This window comes from Streptomyces sp. NBC_00207 (assembly GCF_045160965.1).
GTDB lineage: Bacteria > Actinomycetota > Actinomycetes > Streptomycetales > Streptomycetaceae > Streptomyces.
Genome location: NZ_CP130715.1, coordinates 2573086 through 2594225 on the forward strand (window position 1 = coordinate 2573086; position 21140 = coordinate 2594225).

General features: G+C 73.6%; 24 protein-coding genes. 14 read left to right on the forward strand and 10 right to left on the reverse strand.

The genetic code is table 11. The features are described from left to right. Positions 1-49: 49 nt before the first annotated feature. Positions 50-997 (reverse strand): hypothetical protein, encoded by a 948-nt coding sequence (locus tag OG472_RS12340; RefSeq protein ID WP_405829439.1) that lies wholly within the window; start codon positions 995-997, stop codon positions 50-52. A 266-nt stretch (positions 998-1263) separates the two neighbouring features. Here OG472_RS12340 and OG472_RS12345 point away from each other — a divergent pair, with 266 nt between their 5' ends. Then, positions 1264-1689: an ASCH domain-containing protein gene (locus OG472_RS12345; RefSeq protein ID WP_405829441.1), complete on the forward strand. Its 426-nt coding sequence runs from the start codon at positions 1264-1266 to the stop codon at positions 1687-1689. A 47-nt stretch (positions 1690-1736) separates the two neighbouring features. Here OG472_RS12345 and OG472_RS12350 read toward each other — a convergent pair whose 3' ends face one another. After that, positions 1737-3392: an FAD-binding dehydrogenase gene (locus OG472_RS12350; RefSeq protein ID WP_401609116.1), complete on the reverse strand. Its 1656-nt coding sequence runs from the start codon at positions 3390-3392 to the stop codon at positions 1737-1739. A gap of 76 nt (positions 3393-3468) precedes the next feature. On the opposite strand from OG472_RS12350, the gene OG472_RS12355 reads away from it, so the two are divergent. The 7 genes from OG472_RS12355 (at position 3469) to OG472_RS12385 (ending at position 8630) form a co-directional block, all read left to right on the forward strand. Further along, complete coding sequence (locus tag OG472_RS12355; protein WP_405941413.1) at positions 3469-3999, forward strand: NUDIX hydrolase; 531 nt, start codon at positions 3469-3471, stop codon at positions 3997-3999. Between the two features lie 9 nt (positions 4000-4008). Next, on the forward strand, positions 4009-4407 hold the full coding sequence (locus OG472_RS12360) for a YidH family protein (protein ID WP_383573452.1): 399 nt from the start codon (positions 4009-4011) through the stop codon (positions 4405-4407). Further along, complete coding sequence (locus OG472_RS12365; protein WP_401609109.1) at positions 4404-4721, forward strand: DUF202 domain-containing protein; 318 nt, start codon at positions 4404-4406, stop codon at positions 4719-4721. Before OG472_RS12360 ends, OG472_RS12365 begins: the two co-directional genes overlap by 4 nt. A gap of 139 nt (positions 4722-4860) precedes the next feature. Then, a complete protein-coding gene (locus tag OG472_RS12370) occupies positions 4861-5157 on the forward strand; it encodes a hypothetical protein (RefSeq protein ID WP_401609108.1) in 297 nt (98 codons plus the stop codon). A 143-nt stretch (positions 5158-5300) separates the two neighbouring features. Continuing rightward, positions 5301-6212: an MBL fold metallo-hydrolase gene (locus OG472_RS12375; RefSeq protein ID WP_401609106.1), complete on the forward strand. Its 912-nt coding sequence runs from the start codon at positions 5301-5303 to the stop codon at positions 6210-6212. Between the two features lie 133 nt (positions 6213-6345). Continuing rightward, positions 6346-7386 carry a phosphotransferase family protein gene (locus OG472_RS12380; protein WP_401609105.1) on the forward strand — a complete coding sequence of 347 codons (1041 nt, stop codon included), beginning with the start codon at positions 6346-6348 and terminating at the stop codon, positions 7384-7386. An 11-nt stretch (positions 7387-7397) separates the two neighbouring features. Then, a complete protein-coding gene (locus OG472_RS12385) occupies positions 7398-8630 on the forward strand; it encodes an acyl-CoA dehydrogenase family protein (protein WP_405829445.1) in 1233 nt (410 codons plus the stop codon). Positions 8631-8709: 79 nt separating this feature from the next. Here OG472_RS12385 and OG472_RS12390 read toward each other — a convergent pair whose 3' ends face one another. Next, on the reverse strand, positions 8710-9078 hold the full coding sequence (locus OG472_RS12390; protein ID WP_401609681.1) for a MerR family transcriptional regulator: 369 nt from the start codon (positions 9076-9078) through the stop codon (positions 8710-8712). 52 nt (positions 9079-9130) lie between these two features. On the opposite strand from OG472_RS12390, the gene OG472_RS12395 reads away from it, so the two are divergent. Beyond that, on the forward strand, positions 9131-10237 hold the full coding sequence (locus OG472_RS12395; protein WP_405829446.1) for an alkene reductase: 1107 nt from the start codon (positions 9131-9133) through the stop codon (positions 10235-10237). A 4-nt stretch (positions 10238-10241) separates the two neighbouring features. On the opposite strand, the gene OG472_RS12400 is transcribed toward OG472_RS12395, so the two are convergent. The 3 genes from OG472_RS12400 to OG472_RS12410 all read right to left on the reverse strand — a co-directional run bounded on the left by OG472_RS12400 (position 10242) and on the right by OG472_RS12410 (position 13446). After that, complete coding sequence (locus tag OG472_RS12400; protein WP_030388725.1) at positions 10242-10847, reverse strand: TetR/AcrR family transcriptional regulator; 606 nt, start codon at positions 10845-10847, stop codon at positions 10242-10244. A 68-nt stretch (positions 10848-10915) separates the two neighbouring features. Continuing rightward, positions 10916-12688, reverse strand: coding sequence for an AMP-binding protein (locus OG472_RS12405; protein ID WP_405941414.1), 1773 nt, complete (start codon positions 12686-12688; stop codon positions 10916-10918). Further along, positions 12673-13446 carry an SDR family oxidoreductase gene (locus tag OG472_RS12410; protein ID WP_401609678.1) on the reverse strand — a complete coding sequence of 258 codons (774 nt, stop codon included), beginning with the start codon at positions 13444-13446 and terminating at the stop codon, positions 12673-12675. The genes OG472_RS12405 and OG472_RS12410 overlap by 16 nt, the downstream gene beginning before the upstream one ends. A 145-nt stretch (positions 13447-13591) precedes the next feature. Here OG472_RS12410 and OG472_RS12415 point away from each other — a divergent pair, with 145 nt between their 5' ends. The 4 genes from OG472_RS12415 (at position 13592) to OG472_RS12430 (ending at position 17857) form a co-directional block, all read left to right on the forward strand. Beyond that, positions 13592-14887: an exo-beta-N-acetylmuramidase NamZ domain-containing protein gene (locus OG472_RS12415; RefSeq protein ID WP_405941415.1), complete on the forward strand. Its 1296-nt coding sequence runs from the start codon at positions 13592-13594 to the stop codon at positions 14885-14887. Between the two features lie 68 nt (positions 14888-14955). Further along, complete coding sequence (locus OG472_RS12420; RefSeq protein WP_405941416.1) at positions 14956-16410, forward strand: serine-threonine protein kinase; 1455 nt, start codon at positions 14956-14958, stop codon at positions 16408-16410. Positions 16411-16505: 95 nt separating this feature from the next. Beyond that, complete coding sequence (locus OG472_RS12425) at positions 16506-17087, forward strand: hypothetical protein (RefSeq protein ID WP_361763918.1); 582 nt, start codon at positions 16506-16508, stop codon at positions 17085-17087. Continuing rightward, a complete protein-coding gene (locus OG472_RS12430) occupies positions 17084-17857 on the forward strand; it encodes a 3-keto-5-aminohexanoate cleavage protein (RefSeq protein WP_405941417.1) in 774 nt (257 codons plus the stop codon). The genes OG472_RS12425 and OG472_RS12430 overlap by 4 nt, the downstream gene beginning before the upstream one ends. On the opposite strand, the gene soxR is transcribed toward OG472_RS12430, so the two are convergent. Further along, positions 17838-18281, reverse strand: a complete 444-nt coding sequence (soxR, locus tag OG472_RS12435) for a redox-sensitive transcriptional activator SoxR (protein WP_383573415.1) — start codon at positions 18279-18281, stop codon at positions 17838-17840. The two genes, OG472_RS12430 and soxR, sit on opposite strands and share 20 nt — an antisense overlap. A 105-nt stretch (positions 18282-18386) precedes the next feature. Here soxR and OG472_RS12440 point away from each other — a divergent pair, with 105 nt between their 5' ends. Then, positions 18387-18848, forward strand: coding sequence for a MaoC family dehydratase (locus OG472_RS12440; RefSeq protein ID WP_383573412.1), 462 nt, complete (start codon positions 18387-18389; stop codon positions 18846-18848). Here the strand turns inward: OG472_RS12440 and OG472_RS12445 are convergent. The 3 genes from OG472_RS12445 to OG472_RS12455 all read right to left on the reverse strand — a co-directional run bounded on the left by OG472_RS12445 (position 18839) and on the right by OG472_RS12455 (position 21088). Continuing rightward, positions 18839-19474, reverse strand: a complete 636-nt coding sequence (locus OG472_RS12445) for a TetR/AcrR family transcriptional regulator (RefSeq protein ID WP_401609086.1) — start codon at positions 19472-19474, stop codon at positions 18839-18841. The two genes, OG472_RS12440 and OG472_RS12445, sit on opposite strands and share 10 nt — an antisense overlap. Positions 19475-19552: 78 nt before the next feature. Next, the gene (locus OG472_RS12450) at positions 19553-19840 is read right to left on the reverse strand and encodes a YiaA/YiaB family inner membrane protein (protein WP_319730553.1); all 288 of its coding nucleotides are present in this window, start codon (positions 19838-19840) and stop codon (positions 19553-19555) included. Between the two features lie 96 nt (positions 19841-19936). Then, a complete protein-coding gene (locus tag OG472_RS12455; RefSeq protein ID WP_405829460.1) occupies positions 19937-21088 on the reverse strand; it encodes an acyl-CoA dehydrogenase family protein in 1152 nt (383 codons plus the stop codon). Between the last annotated feature and the right edge of the window lie 52 nt (positions 21089-21140).

A 21140-nucleotide genomic window follows, 5' to 3' on the forward strand; every position in this document is an offset into this window, starting at 1 on the left:
GCGGTTCTCTCGGGGGGGCGTGGTTCTCTCGGGGACGGCGTCTTCGCTGTCAGGCGGTGCCGAGCGCGACACTCCGCGCGGCGAGGAAGGCCTTCTGCGGGTCCCGGTCCGGATAGGACCAGGGGGCTCGGGTGGCGTGGCTGCCGATCCGGTGGAAGAGGGCGGCGGCCTCGGCGGGCCGGCCCTCGCAGAGTTTGGCGTGGGCGAGGAAGTTGAGGTCGACCCGGTTGCGGGGGTGGTCGTCGCGCTCCCACTCCAGCCACCAGTCGAAGGCGGAGCGCAGGACCTGGCGGGCGCGGCGGCCGGCCCAGTGGGCGGCCGCCGTCTCGGGGGTGTGGCCGTGGGTGGCGGCGAGGACCCGGTAGCGCTCGGCGTGCGCGACGACGGGGAGCACCGCGAGCGGGGAGTCGGCCGGAGACTCCTCGGCGGCCCAGGCCGCGAAGTCGTAGACCTCGTGGAGCGGGTCCTGGCCGGCGGCGAGGGCGCGTTCGGCGAGCCGGGCGACCATCAGGTGGTGGGCGTGGTGGTGCTCGCGGTGGCGGGCCCGGACCTGGTCGAAGTGGCGGCTGAACTCCTCCTCGCTGCCGAAGGCGCGGGTGAGGAGGAGCAGTCCGAGCCAGGGTGTGGGGTCGGCGGGGAGCAGGGCGGCGGCCCGGCGGCAGGCCTCCTCGGCGGCGGCCGGGGTGCCCTTGTGGCGCAGGGCGGTGAAGACGGTCGCGCAGGCGAGGAGGGTGGCGGCGTCGGCGCTCTCCGGCTCGGCGAGCAGCCATTCCCGGGCCCAGGCGGTGGCCGCCGGGGTCTGGGCGAGGACGACGACGCGGTGGGCCCGGCGGTCCCAGTCGTCGCCGGTTCCGACGAGGAGGGAGCGGGCCCTGGCCCACCGGCCCTGGGTGAACTGGGTGCGGACGTCGACGAGTTCGGCGTCGCAGAGGGCCGGGTCGAAGAGCTGGGCTTCCCGCTTGCGGGCGCGGCCGAGGGGCGGCGGAGGCGGGGACATCCGCGGGTTTCCCTCCAGGACGCAGGCGGACGAAGGTCGGCGGCGGCCGGAAACGCGCGCAGGGCGCACGCGAGCGGTTCGGCCTGGTGGTCGGGGGATCGTGCCGGTGAGCACACCGGTGATCACGCACAGCAAAGCGGTACGCACGCCTCCGAGTCAAGGTCCAGTCCACTGCGTGGCGGGTTTCAACTGCAGTGATGGCGATACGAGTTGGGATGGTTGTACGGGTTCGGGGGATCGTGGCGGCGGCGTCGTAGGGTGACCCCATGACCACCTACGACGATCTTCCTCCCTACCTGCTGGGGTTTCCCGGCCCGCTGCGCGACCAGTTGGTCGCGGCGGTGCTGAGCGGGGCGAAGACCAGCACCACCGGCCTGCTCGCGGACTACGAGGCCCAGGGCGAACCGCTGCCGGAGCCGGGCGCCCGTTCCCTGCTCGTCGATTCCGGGGAGCGAGGGGTGGCGGTGGTGGAGGTGACGGCCGTGGAGGTGCTGCGGCTCGGGGACGTCGGGCTGGCGCACGCGCTCGACGAGGGCGAGGGATTCGCGTCCGTGGCCGAATGGCGTACGGCACACGAGGACTTCTGGCACAGCGAGCCGGTGCGCGCGGCCGTCGGTGACCCGGGGTTCACGGTCGACGACGACACCCTCGTCATCGCGGAGCGGTTCCGGGTCACCGAGCGGCTGGCCTGACGGAACGGTTCGGCCGGGCCCCGCCCTCGCGGCGGGAGCCGGGTCCGTCAGCCGGTCGCCAGGGCCGCGGCGCGGCCCGCCGCGCGCCCCGAGAAGATGCAGCCGCCGAGGAACGTGCCCTCCAGGGCCCGGTAGCCGTGGACGCCGCCGCCGCCGAACCCGGCCGCCTCCCCCGCCGCGTAGAGGCCGGGCAGCGGCTCGCCCGCGCCGGTCAGGACGCGGGAGGAGAGGTCGGTCTCCAGGCCGCCCAGGGACTTGCGGGTCAGGATCGAGAGCCGTACCGCGATCAGCGGCCCGGCGGCGGGGTCCAGGATCCGGTGCGGGGCGGCCGTGCGGATCAGCTTGTCGCCCAGATATCTGCGGGCCCCGTGGATGGCCGTGACCTGCAGGTCCTTGGTGAAGGGGTTGGCGATCTCGCGGTCGCGGGCCACGATCTCGCCCCGGACGGCGGCCTCGTCGAGGAGGTCCTCCTTGGTCACCGCGTTCATCCCGCGGACCAGGGCGGACAGGTCGCGCTCGACGACGAAGTCGGCGCCGTTGTCCATGAAGGCCTTGACCGGGCCGGGTACGGCCTGGCGGGCGCGGGTGATCACGTCACGGATCGACTTGCCGGTCAGGTCCGGGTTCTGCTCGGAGCCGGAGAGCGCGAACTCCTTGCCGATGATCCGCTGGTTGAGCACGAACCAGGTGTGGTCGTGCCCGGTCTTCATGATGTGGTCGAGGGTGCCGAGGGTGTCGAAGCCGGGGAACAGCGGCACCGGCAGCCGCTTGCCCGTCGCGTCCAGCCACAGCGGGGACGGGCCGGGCAGGATGCGGATGCCGTGCCTGGCCCAGATCGGGTTCCAGTTCTCGATGCCCTCGGTGTAGTGCCACATCCGGTCCTTGTTGATGTGGCTGGCGCCGGCGGCCTCCGCGATGCCGAGCATCAGGCCGTCCACGTGCGCCGGAACGCCGGAGAGCATCCGCTGCGGCGGGGTGCCGAGCCGGGCGGGCCACTGGGCGCGCACGAGGTCGTGGTTGCCGCCGATGCCGCCGCTGGTGACGATCACGGCCTGGGCCCGCAGGGAGAACTCCCCGGTGACCTCGCGGCTGCTCGCGGTGCCCCGTACGGCGCCGGAGGGCGCCAGGATCTCGCCCGTCACGGTGTCCAGCGCGCCGGCGGTGGCGGAGAGCCCGGTGACCCGGTGGCGGAAGCCCAGCCGGACCAGGCCGCGGGCCACCCCGGCCCGCACGCGACGCTCGAAGGGTGCGACCAGGCCGGGGCCGGTGCCCCAGGTGATGTGGAAGCGGGGGACGGAGTTCCCGTGGCCGTTGGCGTCGTAGCCGCCGCGCTCCGCCCAGCCGACGACCGGGAAGAAGCGGACGCCCTGGGCGTGCAGCCAGGAGCGCTTCTCGCCGGCCGCGAAGTCGACGTAGGCCTCGGCCCAGCGGCGCGGCCAGGCGTCCTCCTCGCGGTCGAAGCCGGCGGTGCCCAGCCAGTCCTGGAGGGCGAGGGCGTGATTGTCCTTGATCCGCATCCGGCGCTGCTCGGGCGAGTCCACGAAGAACAGGCCGCCGAACGACCAGTGCGCCTGACCGCCGATGGACTGCTCCGGCTCCTGGTCGAGCAGGATGACCTTGCGGCCCGCGTCGACGAGCTCGGCGGTGGCCACGAGGCCCGCGAGCCCGGCTCCGATCACGATCACGTCTGCGTCGTACGTCATGCGGCTACCCGTCCTCCGTCGGTGGTGGGGCAGATCCTTGGCTACGGAGCGGTAACCAGTCAACAGGGGTGGTTGGATGAACCGTGTGAGTGCCGCTGATGAAGTACTTGACGTGGTGGACCGGGACGACCGGGTGACCGGGCAGGCCCCGCGGGGCGAGGTGTACGCCCGGGGGCTGATCCACCGCTGCGTGTTCGTGCAGGCGAGGGACGCGGAGGGGCGGATCTTCGTCCACCGGCGCACCGCCTCGAAGCTCGTCTTCCCCTCGCACTACGACATGTTCGTGGGCGGGGTGCTGGGCGCCGGCGAGACCTACGCGCAGGCCGCGCTGCGGGAGGCCGAGGAGGAGCTGGGGGTACGGGGGCTGCCGCAGCCCACGCCGCTGTTCAAGTTCCTGTACGAGGGCCCGGGCGGGGCCTGGTGGTCGTACGTGCACGAGGTGCGGTGCGAGCTGCCGGTGGCCCCTCAGGTGTCGGAGGTCGACTGGCACACGTACCTCACGCCGGAGGAACTGGACCGGCGGGTCGAGGGCGGGGACTGGGCCTGGGTGCCGGACGGGCTGGAGGCCCACCGGCGGCTGCGCGAGTTCCGGGAGACCGGCCAGTAGATTGGCCGGGTGATCGACTTCGTCAAGGACGTGCGCCTCTGGTTCGCACCCGCGCGGCTGAAGGACGAGGGCGAGACCCCCGACTACCGCTTCTCGCTGGCCAACGAACGGACCTTCCTGGCCTGGATCCGGACCGCGCTGGCCCTGGTGGGCGGCGGCTTCGCCGTCGACCAGTTCCTGCCGGACCTGCGCTGGGGGGTGCGGGTCGGGATGGCCTTCGCGCTGCTCGCGGTGGGTGCGGCCTGTGCGCTGCGGGCGGTGAACCACTGGGTGCGGTGCGAGCGGGCGATGCGGCGGGGCGAGGACCTGCCGCTGTCGCGGTTCCCGGTGGTGCTGAGCCTGGGCGTGGGGCTGGTCGCGGTGACGATGGTGGTGGTCGTGCTGATGGGCTGGACGACGGGGCAGTGAGCGGGTCGGGCACCGACCGCGACGCCGGGCTGCAGCCCGAGCGGACCCGGCTCGCGTGGCGGCGTACGACGCTTGCCGCCTCGGTGGTGGCGGTGCTGGCCCTGCGGCAGGCACTGCGCGGGTCCGGAGCGCCGGTGGAGGTGGCCGGGGCGGCGGTGATCGCGCTGGTGTGGCTGCTGTTCCTGTGGGTGGCGCACCGGCGGATCCGGGCGCTGGCGGCGGACCGGCCGCGGGGGCTCTCACCGCGGGCGGCGCTGGCGGCGGCGGGGTGCACGCTGGCGCTGGCACTGGTCGCCGTGGCGGTGATCCTCTGAGCCCTCGGTCCCTGGTCCCGGCTCCTGGTCCCGGCCCGCGGTCCTGGCTCCCCGGTCGCTCCGGTCGGATGATCGCGGTTTTTGCGCGTCGCCCGGACACAACGGGCGATACCCGGCGATCCGCACTAATCTCGGCGCCATGACGACCCTGCACCACGAACACCCCACGCACCAGCACACGCACGGCGCGGACTGCGGGCACCAGGCGGTTCGGCACGGCGACCACGTCGACTACGCACACGACGGCCATCTGCACCGGGAGCACTCGGGGCACTGGGACGAGTGCGAGCCCACCGGGCACACCGCTCACGACGGCCACGACCACGCGCACGGCGCGGACTGCGGGCACGAGACGGTCCAGCACGGCGACCACGTCGACTACGTGCACGACGGGCACCGGCACGCCGCGCACGACGGGCACTACGACGACCACTGACCGGCGCCACTGACCGCTCCCGCCGACCGGCGCCCTCCCGTACGGGAGGGCGCCGGTCGGCGCGCGGCACCCGCCCTCCCCCGGCGCGGCGACGGCTGGCAGGATGCTGACCGCCCGTCAAAGCGACCCGGGGGAGAGCCCAGATGCCCGTCGAAGAGCCGTACCTCGTCCAGCCCGCGCCGGGGGTGTACGCCTACGTCCAGCCGGACGGCGGCTGGTGCCTCAACAACGCCGGCTTCGTGAGCGACGGAGGCCGGACCCTGCTCATAGACACCGCCGCCACCGAGCGGCGGGCCCTGGCGCTGCGCGAGGCGGTCCTGGCGGCCGGGGTGCCGCTCCCCCGCACCGTGGTGAACACCCACCACCACGGCGACCACACCTACGGCAACGGCGTCTTCGCCCCCGAGGCGCTGATCCTCGGGCACGACAGCGCGCGCACCGAGCAGCTCGCCGCCGGTCACCAGCTGGAGATGATCTGGCCCGCCACCGACTTCGGCGCGATCGACATCACCGCGCCCGATCTCACGTACAGCGACCGGGCCACCGTGCACGTGGGCGGGACGGAGGTGCAGGTCATCCACCCGGGGGTGGCGCACACCACCGGTGACTCGATCGTGTGGCTGCCCCGGCAGCGGGTGGTCTTCACCGGGGACCTGGTCTTCGCCGAGGGGACCCCGTTCCTGGCGATGGGCTCCCTCGCCGGCTCCCTGCGGGCGCTGGAGCTGCTGCGCTCGCTGGACGCGGAGACGGTCGTACCGGGTCACGGCCCCCTGACCGACGCCTCGGCCTACGAGGCCACCGAACGCTACCTGCGGTACGTGGCCGAGCTCGCCCGGGAGGGGCGGGCGAAGGGGCTGACCCCGCTGGAGGTGGCCCGGCAGGCCGACCTCGGGGAGTTCGCCGCATGGCGGGAGAGCGAGCGGCTGGTGGCGAACGTGCACCGGGCCTACGCGGAACTGGCCGGGGAACCGGAAGGCGCGCCGCTGGACATCCTGGCGGTCCTGAAGGACATGACGGTGATGAACGGCGGGACGCCGATCCTCTGTCACGCGTGACATGACTCGGCCGGGCGGAAGGCGTTCTTTCGGCCCGCGCTCTGGACGGCATACCGACTGGTCGGCATGATGGCATGCGGCGGAGCACCGCCGCTTGCTCCTCAGTCCTCACTCCGCACGGAGGTGCGTACCCATGACCTCAGCCCCGGCCGACCCGCGCGGCCTGGATCTGGAGCGGCTGCGCGGTCATCTCGACCGCGTGCGGCCGGGCCTCGTGGCCGGGCCCTTGCGCGGCCGGCTGATCGAAGGCGGCCGGTCGAACCTCACGTACGAGATCACCGACGGGACCGCCCGCTGGGTGGTGCGCCGGCCTCCACTGGGCCACGTACTGGCCACCGCGCACGACATGCGGCGCGAGCACCGGGTCATCGAGGCGCTGCACGGCACGGCCGTGCCGGTGCCCGAGCCGGTGCTGCTGTGCGAGGACGAGGCCGTGCTCGGGGCCCCGTTCTACGTCATGGAGTACGTGGAGGGGGTGCCGTACCGGACGGCCGGCGAGCTCGCCGCCCTCGGCCCGGAGCGCACCCGGCGGGCGGTGCTGGGCCTGGTGGACACCCTCGTCGAGCTGCACGCGGTGGATCCGCAGGCGGTGGGCCTGGGCGACTTCGGCCGGCCGGAGGGGTTCCTCGACCGGCAGCTGCGCCGGTGGGGCAAGCAGCTCGCGGCCTCCCGGGGGCGGGAGCTCGCCGGGATCGACGAGCTGCACGCCACGCTCGGCCGGACCCTGCCCGTCTCCCCCGCCCCGACGGTCGTGCACGGGGACTTCCGGCTGGACAACGTCCTGATCGGCGGCCCGGACGACACGATCCGGGCCGTGCTGGACTGGGAGATGTCCACCCTCGGGGATCCGCTGACCGACCTCGGGCTGCTCGTGATGTACAGCTCCGACCTCGGCCTGACCGCGTCCGCGGTCAGCACGACGAGCGGCGCGCCGGGCCATCCGGCCCCCGCCGAGCTGGTCGAACGGTACGCCGCCCGCTCCGGCCGGGACACCGGGGGCATCGCCTGGTACACGGCCTTCGCCTGGTTCAAGCTCGCGGTGATCCTCGAAGGCATCCACTACCGCTACACGCTCGGGCAGACCGTCGGTGCGGGCTTCGACCGGATCGGCGAGCTGGTGCCGGTCTTCATCGAGCACGGACTGACCACCCTGCAAGAACTCCAGGAAGGCTGAGGCACGCACCCATGGACTTCGCATTCGACGCCCGGACCGAGGAACTCCGCGAGCAGCTGCTCGCGTTCATGGAGGAGTACGTCTACCCGGCGGAGCCCGTCGCCGCCGAGCAACGCGCACGGCTGGCCTCGCCCTGGGACACCCCGGCCGTCTTCGGTGAACTGAAGGCCGAAGCACGCCGCCAGGGCCTGTGGAACCTCTTCTTCGTGGACCAGCACGGCCTGCCCGGCGCGGCGCACGGCGCCGGGCTGACCAACCTCCAGTACGCGCCGCTCGCCGAGATCACCGGCCGCAGTCCGCACCTGGCGCCGATGGCGACCAACTGCGCGGCCCCCGACACCGGGAACATGGAACTGCTCGCGCAGTTCGGCGACGAGGCGCAGAAGAAGCAGTGGCTGGAGCCGCTGCTGGCCGGGGAGATCCGCTCGGCCTTCGCGATGACCGAGCCCGACGTCGCCTCCTCGGACGCGACGAACGTCGAGACGCGGATCGAGCGCGACGGCGACGAGTACGTGGTCACCGGGCGCAAGTGGTTCATCTCCGGGGCGATGAACCCGGACTGCAAGATCTTCATCGTGATGGGCAAGACCGACCCGGAGGGCGCCGATCCGCGCCGCCAGCAGTCGATGATCCTGGTCCCGCGCGACACCCCCGGCGTCGAGGTGCGCCGGGCCATGACGGTCTACGGGTACGAGGACCACGACCACGGCGGCCATGCCGAGGTGGTCTTCGACGGGGCGCGGGTCCCGGCGGCGAACCTGATCGGCGAGGAGGGCAGCGGCTTCGCGATCGCCCAGGCCCGGCTCGGCCCGGGCCGCATCCACCACTGCATGCGGCTGATCGGCATGGCGGAGCGGGCCATCGACCTGATGTGCCGGCGCGCGGTGGACCGTACCGCCTTCGGCAAGCCGCTGGCCGCCCAGGGCGTCGTACAGAACTGGATCGCCGACGCCCGGGTGACGGTGGAGCAGCTGCGGCTGCTGGTGCTGAAGACGGCCTGGCTGATGGACACGGTCGGGAACCGGGGTGCGCACACCGAGATCCAGGCGATCAAGATCGCGACCCCGCGGGCGGTGGTGCGGATCCTCGACGACGCGGTGCAGTTGCACGGTGCGGGCGGGGTGAGCCAGGACTTCCCGCTGGCCGAGCTGTGGGCGGCGGCGCGGACGCTGCGGCTGGCCGACGGACCGGACGAGGTCCACCAGCGGTCGCTGGCGCGGCGGGAGCTGAAGCGCCACATGTAGGGAACGGGGGCCCGTCGGCGCGGCGCGCCGAGACAGAACGGGCCCCGCCCGGCGGGGCGCCCGAGGTGGCGGCCCTGGGTCAGGTGGCGACGGCGCCCGCCGCCGCGTCGATGACCTCGTCCAGGACCTCGCGGGAGCGGAGGAGGTCGCCGATCAGCCGGTCGATCCGCTCCCGCTCGGCGGTCAGTTCGGCCACCAGCCGCGGGGTGGCGCGCACGGACGGGCCGCCGTCCTCGTCCCGCATGCAGGGCAGGATGCGCGCGATCTTCGCGCTGTTCAGGCCGGCCGCGTAGAGCTCCTGGATGCGGATGACACGGTCGACGGCGCGTTCGGAGAACTCCCGGTGACCGCCCGGCGTCCGGTCGGACACGAGTAGTCCCTGGGTCTCGTAGTAGCGCAGCGAGCGCTCGCCGACTCCGGTGCGCGCCGCCAGTTCCCCGATCCGCATGGCCCCCTCAGGTCTTGAATCTGACATCAATGTCAGGTTCTACGGTACCGGCATGACGCAGACACAGCAGGCTCCCGCCACATCCCGTCTCTTCGAATCCGCCCGCCTCGGCGGCCTGGAGCTCCCCAGCCGCCTGGTGATGGCGCCGCTGACGCGCAACCGCGCCGGCTCCGACGGGGTCCCGGGCGAGCTCATGGCCACGTACTACGCCCAGCGCGCCTCGGCCGGTCTGATCATCGCCGAGGGCACCACACCGAACGCGGTCGGCCAGACCTATCCGCACATCCCCGGCATCCACAGCCCGGCGCAGATCGCCGGATGGCGCCGGGTCACCGACGCCGTGCGCGCCGCGGGCGGGCGGATGTTCCTCCAGCTGCAGCACGGCGGCCGGGTCGGCCACCCCGACACCAGCGGGCACGTCCCGCTCGCCCCGTCGGCGGTGCGGTTCCCCGAGCCGCTGCACACGCCCGGCGGGCTGCGGGAGGCCGTCCCGCCCCGGGAGATGACGGCCGAGGACATCAGGGCGACCATCGCCGACTTCGCGGACGCCGCCCGCAACGCCGTCGAGGCGGGCTTCGCCGGTGTGGAGGTGCACTCCGCCAACGGCCACCTGCTCCACCAGTTCCTCTCGCGGAACACCAACCGGCGCACCGACGAGTGGGGCAGGTCCGTCGAGGGGCGGATCCGCTTCACCGTCGAGGTGGTCCGGGCCGTCGCCGCGGCGATCGGAGCCGAGCGGGTCGGCGTACGGATCTCACCCGGGCTGAGCGTCAACGGCATCGAGGAGGGCGACACCGAGGAGATCTATCCGGCACTGGTCAAGGCCCTGGCGGACCTCGGACCGGCCTACCTGCACCAGGTGTACGCCGACCCGGACCAGCCCCGCTTCACGGAGATCCGCCGCGCCTGGCCGGGCACGCTGATCGCCAACCCCCGGCTCTCCCACGAGGAGGTCGCGGCGGACGGCGGACGGCGGCGCGGCGAGCAGCTGCTGGCCGCGGGCGCCGATCTGGTCGCCCTGGGCCGGGGCTTCCTCGCCAACCCCGATTTCGTCGAGCGGCTGCGCACGGGCGCACCCCTCAACGAGATCCGCCCGGAGTTCCTGATGTACGTACAGGGGGCGGAGGGCTACACCGACTACCCCGTCCTGGAGCGGTGACCCGTCAGGGGCGCAGCGCGCGCAGCAGCAGGTCGGCGAGGTGGTCGGCGACCTGCTGCGGGGTGAGGGGGCCGTCCGCCCGGTACCAGGTGGACAGGTGGTGCACGGAGCCGAAGTGGTAGTCGACGACCAGGTCGGCGGGGGTGGCGTCGGAGAACACGCCCGTGCGCTGGCCCTCCTCGACCAGCGCCCGGAACCGCTCGTGGTAGCGCCGGCGCTCCGCCCGGACCTGCTTGAACTTCTCCGGGCTGAGCTGGTGCATCGACCGGAAGAAGATCATCGCGTCGTCGAGGTTCTCGATGGTGGTGACGACCACGTCGGCGGCGGCCGCCCGCAGCCGCTCCTCGACGGGCGCGTCGGAATCGGCCACCGCGTCGAGCCGCTGCTGCTGCAGGCGCAGCATCCGCGCGTACACCTCGTGCAGCAGGTCGTCCTTGGACCCGAAGTAGTGGTAGAGCGCGCCCTTGGTGACGCCGGCCGCCTCGACGATCTCCTGGACCGAGGTGCGGTCGTAGCCGCGCTCGGCGAACAGCCGGGTGGCGACGGCCAGCAGCCGCTGCGGTACCGGGGCTTCGTGCGTGCCTGCGGGCTCCGTGGTCCTGGCCGCCATGGCGCTGACCTTCCCTTCCTGATTCCTGCCTGGTCAGTGCGACCAGCTGTACGACCGTCCGACTGTTTTCAGCCGCGATCGCGCAGTTCCCGTCGCAGGATCTTGCCACTGGTCGTCTTCGGAAGGACAGGCAGGATCTCCACCTGGCGCGGGTATTTGTACGCGGCGATGCGCGCGGCGCAGTAGGCGGACAGTTCCTGCGGCTCCACCGAGGTGCCGGGACGCAGGCTCACGTACGCCTTCACGTTCTCCCCGCGGTACGCGTCCGGTACTCCGACCACCGCGGCCTCGCGGACGGCGGGGTGGGTGTAGAGCACGTCCTCGACCTCCCGCGGCCAGACCTTGAAGCCGGAGGCGCTGATCATGTCCTTCTTGCGGTCGACGACGTAGAGCCAGCCGTCGGGGTCCATGAATCCGACGTCCCCGGTGCGCAGTTCGCCGCCCGGGAAGGCCTCGGCGGTTTCGGCGGGCAGGCCCCAGTAGCCGGGTACCACCTGCGGGCCGCGGACGGCTATCTCGCCGGTCTCGCCGAAGGGGACCTCGGCGCCCTGCTCGTCGAGGATGCGGACGACGGTGTCGGCGCCGGGCAGGCCCACGGAGAGGGTGCCGGAGGCCGGGTCGACGGGGGCTTCGAGGTGCACGGGCACGCTGGCGCAGGGTGCGGTGCACTCGGTCAGGCCGTAGCCGTTGCGGAGGTAGAAGCCGAAGGCGGCGCGCAGGCGTTCGACGAGCGCGGGCGGGAGCGGGGCGCCGCCGGAGGAGATCACCTGGAACGAGGCGAAGTGGTCGGGCGTGACGTCGGGGTGGGCGGCGAGGGCCATGAAGGCGGTGGCCGGGCCGACGGTGTAGGCCGGGCGGTGTTCGAGGAAGGCGTCGAGGACGGTGCCCGCGTCGAAGCGGTGGGCGAGGACCAGGGTGCCGGCGTTGGCGAAGCAGGCGGCGAGCTCGCAGACCATGCCGGTGATGTGGAAGAGGGGCGCGAGGGCGAAGTAGGTGGCGCCCTCGGGCAGGGGGTGGGAGGTGACCTGGCGTGCGGCGTTGTACGTGAGCGCGCCGTGCGGGTTCATGGCGCCCTTGGGGGTGCCGCTGGTGCCGGAGGTGTAGCTGATGAGGGCGGTGTCGGCGGCGGTGAGGGGCGGGCCGTCCGGCGCCGCGTCGCCCCGGCGGGCCACGGTCACGAGGTCGGCAGTGTGCCCTCCGGGCAGGGGGGCCGGGACGGGGCCGGGCTGCTCCGCTGCGGCCGGACCGCGCTGGGCCGGCAGGCCGGGGCGGGCCGGCGAGCTCGACCGGGCCGGCGGGCCGGAGGCGTCCGATTCGGGCTGCGGGCCGAACAGCCGGGGGTCGTTGCGCGTCTGGAAGTCCAGGTCCGAGGCGGTCAGGACGGTCCGCACGGCGCTCTCCCGCGCCGCCCCGGCCAGGTACGCGGTCCACGCGCGGCCGTCGCAGACCAGCGCGGCGGCCCCGGAGTCGCGCAGGACGTGGCGGACCTCGGCCGACTTGTACATCGGGTTGAGCGGGACGACGACGGCCCCGGCCTTCCAGGCGGCGAGGACGGCCAGCACGAAGTGCGGGGTGTTCTGCAGCATGACCGCGACCCGGTCCCCGCGCCGGACGCCCCGCGCGCCGAGGTGACCGGCGACGGAGTCGGAGAGGGCGTCGGCCTCGGCGTAGCCGATCCGGCCGTCGAAGTAGGCCAGCGCGGTGCGCTCCGGCGCCCGGGCGGCGGCCTCGCGGAAGGCGTGCAGCACGGTGGGCGGCGGGGCGACCGGCTCCCGCTGGACCGGCGCGAGCAGCCCGACCCAGGGCCTGGCGGCGTACGAGGAGGTCACCGGGTCTCCCATTTCTGCTGAAGGTGGTTCATACCGCTCAGCCAGCGGTCCGGCTCGGTGGCGCGGGCGGCGTAGAAGTCGGCGACCTCGGGGTGCGGGAGGATCAAGAACCGGCCCTTCTCCATGCCGTCGAACAGTGCGTCCGCGACCGCTTCCGGCTCGATCGCGGTCGGCGCCAGGACGAGTTCGCCCGCCGAGCCCGCGGCGGTCAGCATGTCGGTGCGCACTCCTTGCGGGCAGATGGCGTGGACCTGGACACCGCGGTGGCGGTAGGTCAGCGAGAGCCATTCGGCGAAGGCGAGCGCACCGTGCTTGGTGACACTGTACGGGGCCGCTCCGATCATGGTCAGCAGTCCCGCGGCGGAGACGGTGGACACGAAGCGGCCGGTCCCCCGCTCCAGCCAGTCCGGCAGCAGCAGCCGGGCGGCCCGGACGTGGGCCATGACGTTGGTGTCCCAGGCCGCTTCCCAGACGGCCTCGTCGGCGAACGCGTCGCCGCCCGAGGCGAGTCCGGCGTTGGCGCAGTAGACGTCGACCGTCCCGCCGAGGGCCTCGCGGGCCTCGGCCACGATCGCCGAGGCGTCCCCCGGCACGGCGATCGCCCGGGCCCCGATCGCGCCGGCCACCGAGGCGGCCTTGGCCGGGTCGAGGTCGTTGACCACCACCGTGGCGCCCTCGGCCGCGAAGCGGTGCGCGAGGGCGGCGCCGATGCCGCCGCCCGCGCCGGTGACGACGACTCGCTGGTCCTGGTACGCGTTCACGGGGATCACCTTTCGTGCGGCCGGAGGCCGGATGTCGGGGGCGGACGCCGGATCCCGGATGCCCGGCACGGGTGCCGGACCGGGAGGCCGGATGACGGCAGACTAACCAGTCGGTATGTCCGGGTGGAAGGGGCTGGACTCGTAGCGTGGCCGGATGACGCTGTCGCGACGCGGGGTGCTGGGACTGGCGGGGGCCTTGGGATCAGTGGGTGCCGTGGGGGCGGCGGGCGCTCCAGGGCCGGTCGGTGCCGCCGGAGCGCCACCGGGGGCGGCTCCGGCCCCCGCGCCGCGGGCGGCGGAGCGGGTGCGTACCGGCTTCGAGCGGCTGACCGCGGACGGGTACGGCGTCCTGGCCGGGCAGAAGGTCGGGGTGGTCACCAATCCCACCGGGATCACCGCAGACGCCCGGCACCTGGTCGATGTCCTGCACGCGGACGAACGGGTGGACCTGGTCGCGGTGTTCGGGCCCGAGCACGGCTTCCGCGGGACGGCGCAGGCGGGCGACTCGGAGGGGGCCTCGCGGGATCCGGCGACCGGGCTGCCGGTGTACGACACGTACGACAAGAGCGGGCAGAAGCTCGCGGACGTGTTCACGGCGGCCGGGGTCGACACCGTCGTCTTCGACATCCAGGACGTCGGGGCGCGCTTCTACACGTACATCTGGACCCTGTACGACTGCATGCGCGCGGCCGCGCTCGCCGGCAAGGCGGTGGTGGTGCTGGACCGGCCGAATCCGGTGGGCGGCCGCCGGGCGGCGGGGCCCGTGCTGGAGCGGCCGTACGCGAGCTTCGTGGGCCGGGAGCCGATCGCGCTCGCGCACGGGATGACGGCGGCCGAACTGGCCCTGCTCTTCAACGGCGAGTTCCTGGCCGGCCGTCCGGTGCGGCTGCGGACGGTGGCGATGTCCGGGTGGCGGCGGCAGTCGTTCTTCGGGGAGACCGGGCTGCCCTGGGTGCCGCCGAGCCCGAACATGCCGACCCCGGACACGGCCCTCGCGTACGCCGGCACCTGCCTGTTCGAGGGGACGAACCTGTCCGAGGGGCGCGGGACGACCACACCCTTCGAGGTGGTGGGCGCGGAGGGGATCGACCGGCGGTGGGCGGAGGCGGCGAACGCGCTGGGGCTGCCCGGGGTGTGGTTCCGGGAGGCGTACTTCACGCCGACCTTCTCCAAGCACCTGGGGAAGGTGTGCGGCGGGGTCCGGCTGATCGTCCACGACCGGGAGGCCTTCGATCCGGTACGGGCCGGGATCGGGCTGCTGGTCACCGCGCGGCGGACGTGGAGCGGCTTCGCCTGGCGGACGGACCACTGGATCGACCGGCTGACCGGCTCGGACCGGGTGCGGACCATGGTGGACGCGGGGGCCGGGGTGGAGGAGATCGTGGGCGACTGGGCGGCGGCGCTGGCGCGGTTCGGGGCGACGCGCGAGGGATACCTGCTCTACGAGTGAGCCGACCGTGCCGGGGGGCTGGCCGGGCGGGCGCGTCAGCAGGATGCTGACAGCACCGGAGGCACGGCGTGGAGGGGGACGTCATGGCGGACATCGGCGGCGGGTTCGGGATCGGGGCCGGGACGGCGGCCGGGATCGCGGCGGGGAACGGACTCGGGGCCGCGGCGGGGAACCGCCTCGGGGCCGCGGCCGGGATCGGGATCGGCGTCGGTCCGTACACGGAGCTGACCTTCGACTCCGAAGGGGACGTGGACCGGGTCACGCAGGGTGCGGTGGCCCGGATGGAGGCCACGGACGTGCTGGTCTTCGCGCACGGCTGGAACAGCGACCGGTCCACCGCGACCCGGCTCTACGACCGGTTCTTCGCCCCCTTCCCGGGACTGGTCGGGTCGGGGGTGCGCCTCGGCTACGTGGGCGTCGTGTGGCCCTCGATGCGCTTCTCCGACGAGCCGATACCCGACTTCGACGCACCGGGCGCCCTCGCGGAACCCGGCTTCGGCACGGCCCTGGACCCCCTCACCCGCCGGGCGCTCGGGGAGCTCTGGCCGGGGCGGCAGGCGGAGCTGGACCGGGTGGCGGGACTGCTGGAGGAGCGGCCCGAGTCGGCGGCCGCCTTCATCGAGTTCGGCGCGCTCGTACGGGAGCTGGCGGGCGTGGACGCGGTGCCCGCGGCGGTGGCTCCGGCGGTTCCCGCCCTCTTCACGGACGACGTGCTGGAGGTGTGCCGGGTCCTCGCCCGCGCCCTGGCCACGGCGGGCGCGCAGGCCGACGGCTCGGACCTCGCGGCCCGCGGCCCTGACCTCGCAGTCGCTGGCCCCGACCTCGCGGCCGGTGGCCCGGGCTTCGCTGCCGGCGGCGCCCTGCGCGGTCTGTGGGGCGGCGCCAAGGAGCTGCTGCGACAGGCGGCGTACTACAAGATGAAGAAGCGGGCGGGCGTGGTCGGCGAGCGCGGCCTCGGCCCGGTGCTGGCGCAGCTGGCGGCCGACCGCCCGGCCCTGCGCTTCCACCTGATCGGACACAGCTTCGGGGCGCGGGTGGTGTCCTTCGCGCTGCGCGCCGTGCCGGACGGCGCCCGGTACGTGAAGTCCGTGACCCTGCTCCAGGGAGCCTTCTCCCACTACGCGTTCGCCGACCGGCTGCCGCACGACAGGAGCAACGGCGGCGCCCTGCGCGGCCTCCAGCGGAGGGTCGACGGGCCGGTGGTGGCCTGCCACTCCCCGCACGACTCGGCCCTCAAGCTCTTCTACCCGCTGGCCTCCCGGATGGCAGGGGATTCGGCCGGACTGCTGGGCTTCGACGAACGGTGGGGTGCCATCGGGCACGACGGGGTGCAGGCGGTGCCGGGCGCGCCGCGGCTGAGCCTCGACACCGCCCTGCGCGAGGGGGTGCCCGCGACCGGTTGCGTCAGTGTGGACACGGGCTCGGTGGTCCGCCGCGGCGGTGCCCCCTCGGGGGCGCACAGCGACATCTGCCACGAGGAACTGGCCCGGGTGGTGGTGGCCGCGGGGCGCATGGGGCGCTGAGTTCTGGCCATGTGCCACCCGCACGCCTCGACCGCCCCCGCATGCGCCCGGCCCGGGCAGGGCATGTTGGGCACATCGGCGGAGGTGATGGTGTGATGGCAGGTTTCCGGAGTCTGGCCTACCAGGTGCGCGATGCGCGCAATGACCGGGCCTTGCGGCGCCATTCGCTGCGCCGTTGCCTGGAGCGGTTCGCTCCGTACGGGCACCGGGCCACGTGGTGGCACCTGTGCGACCGGCACGGGATCGCACCCGAGGACCGGGGGGCGGATCCGCTGCGGCTGGTCGCCGCGCTGGAGGAACTGGAGGACGCGCGGGCGGTCTGGCTGGAGTACGAGCGCCAGTTCGCGGAACGGCGCCGCCGGGAGAAGCACGACGGGCTGCGCCGGCCGGAGTGGGCCTGGGGCGGGAGCGGGGACGCCGTGGTGCGGTGCGCGGATCCCGGAGTGCGGCCCGAGGGGGCGCTGGGCGAGGTGCTGCGGCGGCTGGTGCGGGCGCTGGAGTCGGAGCCGGGGACGGCGTGCCCGGTCTGCGGGGACACCGAACTGCGGTGGCCGGCGGTGGCCGCGGTAGGGCCGTGGGAGGGGGCCTGGGCCTGGGACGGGCCGGTGTGCGCGGGCTGCGGGATCGTGGTGCCGAGACCGGCGCTGGCGGAGACGCCCCAGGCCGGGGCGGCGTGACGCCGTTGCTGCTGGCGTCGGTGAACGGTGCCCGGGACGCCGCGGACGGCCCGGCGGTGCCGATGTCCCCGGCGGATCTGGCGGAGTCGGCGCTCGCGGCGGTCGCCGCGGGGGCCGGGGAGGTACTGGTGCACCCGCGGACGCCGTGCGGGCGGGAGAGCCTCTCGCCCCGGGTGGTGGGGCCGGTGCTGGCGGCGATGCGGGGCGCGGGGGTCCACGTACCGCTGTCGGTGCCGGCGGGCATCGGGGCCGAGCCCGATCCGGCGGGGCGGCTGGAGCGGGTGCGCTCGTGGGCGGTGCTGCCGGACCGGGCGGTGGTGCACTTCGGGGAGCCGGGGGCCGGGGAGCTGGCGCAGGCGCTGCTGGCGCGGGGGGTCGCGGTGGACGCCGTGGTGCCGCTGGGCGGACCGGCCGGGCCGGAGCCGATGGCACGGTTCCTGGCCTGGCCGGTGCGCGAACCGGGGCGGGTCCGGCTCGTGGCCGAACTCGCCGCGGCCGATCCGGCGCTGGTGGCCGGGCTGCGCGGGCTGCCGCCGGTGGCGGTGCTGGTGTACGGGCGGGAGGCGGCCGCCTGGCCGGTGCTGCGGCTGGCCGCGCGGTGCGGAACGGGTGCGCGGACCGGCGTGGGAGACGTACTGCACCTGCCGGACGGGCGGCCGGCCCGGTCGAATGCCGAACTGGTGGCGGCGGCCCGGGAACTGACGACGGCTTCCCGCCGACCGGCGCCGCAGGGCGCGGCCGCCCCGGGGGCTACAGCCGCGATCCGGTGAGGCGTTCGCCGAAGACGTCGTCCGGGTTGGACAGGGCGCAGGTCTTCATCGAGAGGCACCCGCAGCCGATACAGTCCGTCAGGTGGTCGCGCAGCCGGCCGAGCCGCATGATCCGTTGGTCGAGTTCGGTGCGCCAGGCCTCGGAGAGGCGGGCCCAGTCCTCGCGGGTGGGGGTGCGTTCCTCGGGGAGCTGGGCGAGGGCCTCGCGGATGCTGGCCAGCGGGATGCCCACGCGCTGGGCGGCGCGCACGAAGGCGACGCGGCGCAGTGCGTCACGGCTGTAGCGGCGCTGGTTGCCGGAGGTGCGGCGGCTGCTGATCAGACCCTTGGTCTCGTAGAAGTGGAGTGCGGAGACGGCCGCGCCGCTACGGGCGGACAGCTGGCCGACGGTGAGTTCATGGACTTTCTCGGGAATCTGCGGCACCCGGCCGAGCGTAGTCGGAGGTCCGTTGACATACACATGCGGTCCCAGCATGCTGAGCAAGCGCTTATTCGTCCCACAGTTGTCCGTGAGAGGCAGGAGCAGGGCATGGCCGAGCCGAGGGTCTTCACGTCCGCCGAGGAACTGCGCGCCGGGGTCGGCGAGCCGCTCGGTCCCAGCGAGTGGCTGGAGGTGGACCAGAAGAGGATCGACCTCTTCGCGGACGCCACCGGGGATCACCAGTGGATCCACGTGGACCCGGAGCGGGCGGCGGGCGGACCCTTCGGTTCCACCATCGCGCACGGCTATCTGACGCTGTCCCTGCTGCCCAGCCTCGTGCCGCAGATCATGCGGGTCGAGGGCATGCGGATGGGTCTCAACTACGGGACGAACAAGGTCCGTTTCCCCGCGCCGGTACCGGTCGGGTCGCGGCTGCGCGCCACGGCCGTGGTCACGGAGGTCGCGGAGGCGGGCGGCGGCGTGCAGGTCACGGCCACCGTCACGGTCGAGCGCGAGGGCGGCGACAAGCCGGTGTGCGTGGCGGAGTCGGTGTCCCGCTACTACTTCTGAGGGCCCGGCCGCGCGGCCACCATGCGGAGCACGAGGTCGGCGTAGAGCCCGCCGACCTCGTCGGGCGTGCGCTGTCCGGTCACGCTGAACCAGCGGGCCACGTCGATGCACAGCGAGAGCACCGCGAGGGTGGTGCCCGGCACGTCCGGGACGTCGAACTCCCCCGCGGCGACCCCGTCCGCGAGGATCCGGCGGACGGCGGCGTCGCTCTGCCGGCGCAGTGCCACGATTTCGGAGCGGTGCTCCGGAGCGAGAGCATCGAGCTCGTACTGGACCACGCGCGCGGTGGTGTGATGCGCCGCGTGCCACCGTACGAAGGACCGTACGGCGGCATCGAGCCGCTCGGCGGCGCAGCCGGGGGCGTCGGCCGCCGTGCTCAGGATCTCCAGCGCCTTGTCGTGGCCGATCCGGCTGATCCGGTGGAGCAGCTCTTCCTTGGTCTTGTAGTGGATGTAGAGGGCGGCCGGGCTCATGCCGGCCCGGCCCGCGATGTCACGTGTGGTGGTGGCGTGGTATCCGCGCTCGGCGAATGCCTCGACGGCGGCGACGAGCAGCCGCCGCGCGGCGTCGGGGGTGACCTCGGACCACGGCCGGTAGCCGTCTACCGTCTCCTCCGCGCTGCCCATCGCTCGCTCACCTCTTCACCCGTGTGGAAGTGAACACCTTACCGGAGGGTGAGCAAGCGCTTAGCGCACTCGGGCCGACTACTTCGGCGCGAAGGGGTCGTACTCGGCCATGATCTTCTCCATCCTGGCCTGATCCACCCTGCTGACGATCTGGGTGACCTCCTGACGGTCACGGATCACCTTGGCGAGCGTGAAGGCCGAGGTGGTGAGGTACAGGACCGCGATGCCCAGGAAACCGCGCACCCAGCCGTCCACCTCCATGTTGTAGATCCCCACGGCCACGGCGCCGATGGCGATGCCGAAGGAGGCGACGGCCTGGCCGTAGTACGCCCCCGTGTTCTGCTGCTTGACCGGTGTCTCGTTCATGGGTCGAGCATCGGGCGGGACGGGGTCGAGCACATCCGCACGCGTACTCATGCGGATACTCATCCGGCCCCGCCCCTGCGGCGGCCGGCCGGGGCCTCAGAAGGCGGAAACCCCGGTGCGGGCGCGGCCGATGAGCAGTTTCTGGATCTGGCTGGTGCCCTCGTACAGGGTCATCACGCGGGCGTCGCGCAGCAGTTTGCCGGCCGGGTACTCGTCGATGTAGCCGTATCCGCCGTGCACCTGGAGGGCGTTGCTCGCGGCGCGGACGGCGGCCTCGGAGGCGAAGAGCTTGGCGGTGGAGGACTCGGTGGCGAAGGGCTGCCCGCGGTCGATGAGGTCTGCGACCCGCCAGGTCAGCAGTCTGGCCGCGTCCACGTCGACCGAGATGTCGGCGATCAGCTCCTGCACCAGCTGGTGGTGGGCGATCGGCTTGCCGAACTGCTCGCGCTGGGCGGCGTACGAGACGGCCGCGTCCAGCGCCGCCTGCGCGATGCCGACACAGCCGGCGGCGACCGACATCCGGCCCTTGGCGAGGGCGGACATGGCGACCGAGAAGCCCTTGCCCTCGGGGCCGAGCATCGCGGACGCGGGGACGCGGACGCCGTCGAGGGAGAGCTCGGCGGTGGCCTGGCCGCGCAGGCCGAGTTTGCCGTGGATCTCGCGGCGGGTCAGGCCCGGCGTGTCGGTGGGGACGAGGAAGGCGGAGACGCCGCGGTGGCCGGGCTCGTCGCCGGTGCGGGCGAAGAGCAGCACCACATCGGCCCAGGTGCCGTTGGTGATGAACATCTTGCTGCCGTCGAGGACGTACGCGTCCCCCTCGCGCACGGCGCGGGTGGTGAGGCTGCCGGCGTCGGAGCCGGTGCCGGGCTCGGTCAGCCCGAAGCAGCCGAGTGCATCACCGGAGCACAGGCGGGGCAGCCAGGCCCGCTTCTGTTCCTCGTTCCCCCAGGCGGCGATCGTTTTGGCGACCAGGCCCAGGGACACGGAGACGATCCCGCGCACGGCGGAGTCGCCGCGTCCGAGCTCCTCGGTGACCAGGACGTAGGCGAGGTGGTCGCCGCCGGAGCCGCCGTACTCCTCGGGGACGGTCAGGCCGAGGAAGCCGAGCGCGCCCAGCTTCTTGACGATGGCCCGGTCCACGCTCTCGGCCCGGTCCCACGCGGCGGCGTACGGGACGACCTCGCGCTCGGTGAACTCGCGGGCGAGCCGGCGTACGGCGCTCTGTTCCTCACTCAGCTCCAGATTCACCGGGCACCTCCGGGCGTCTCGTCCGGAGCCTTTAACTAGCACCGGTAGTTTA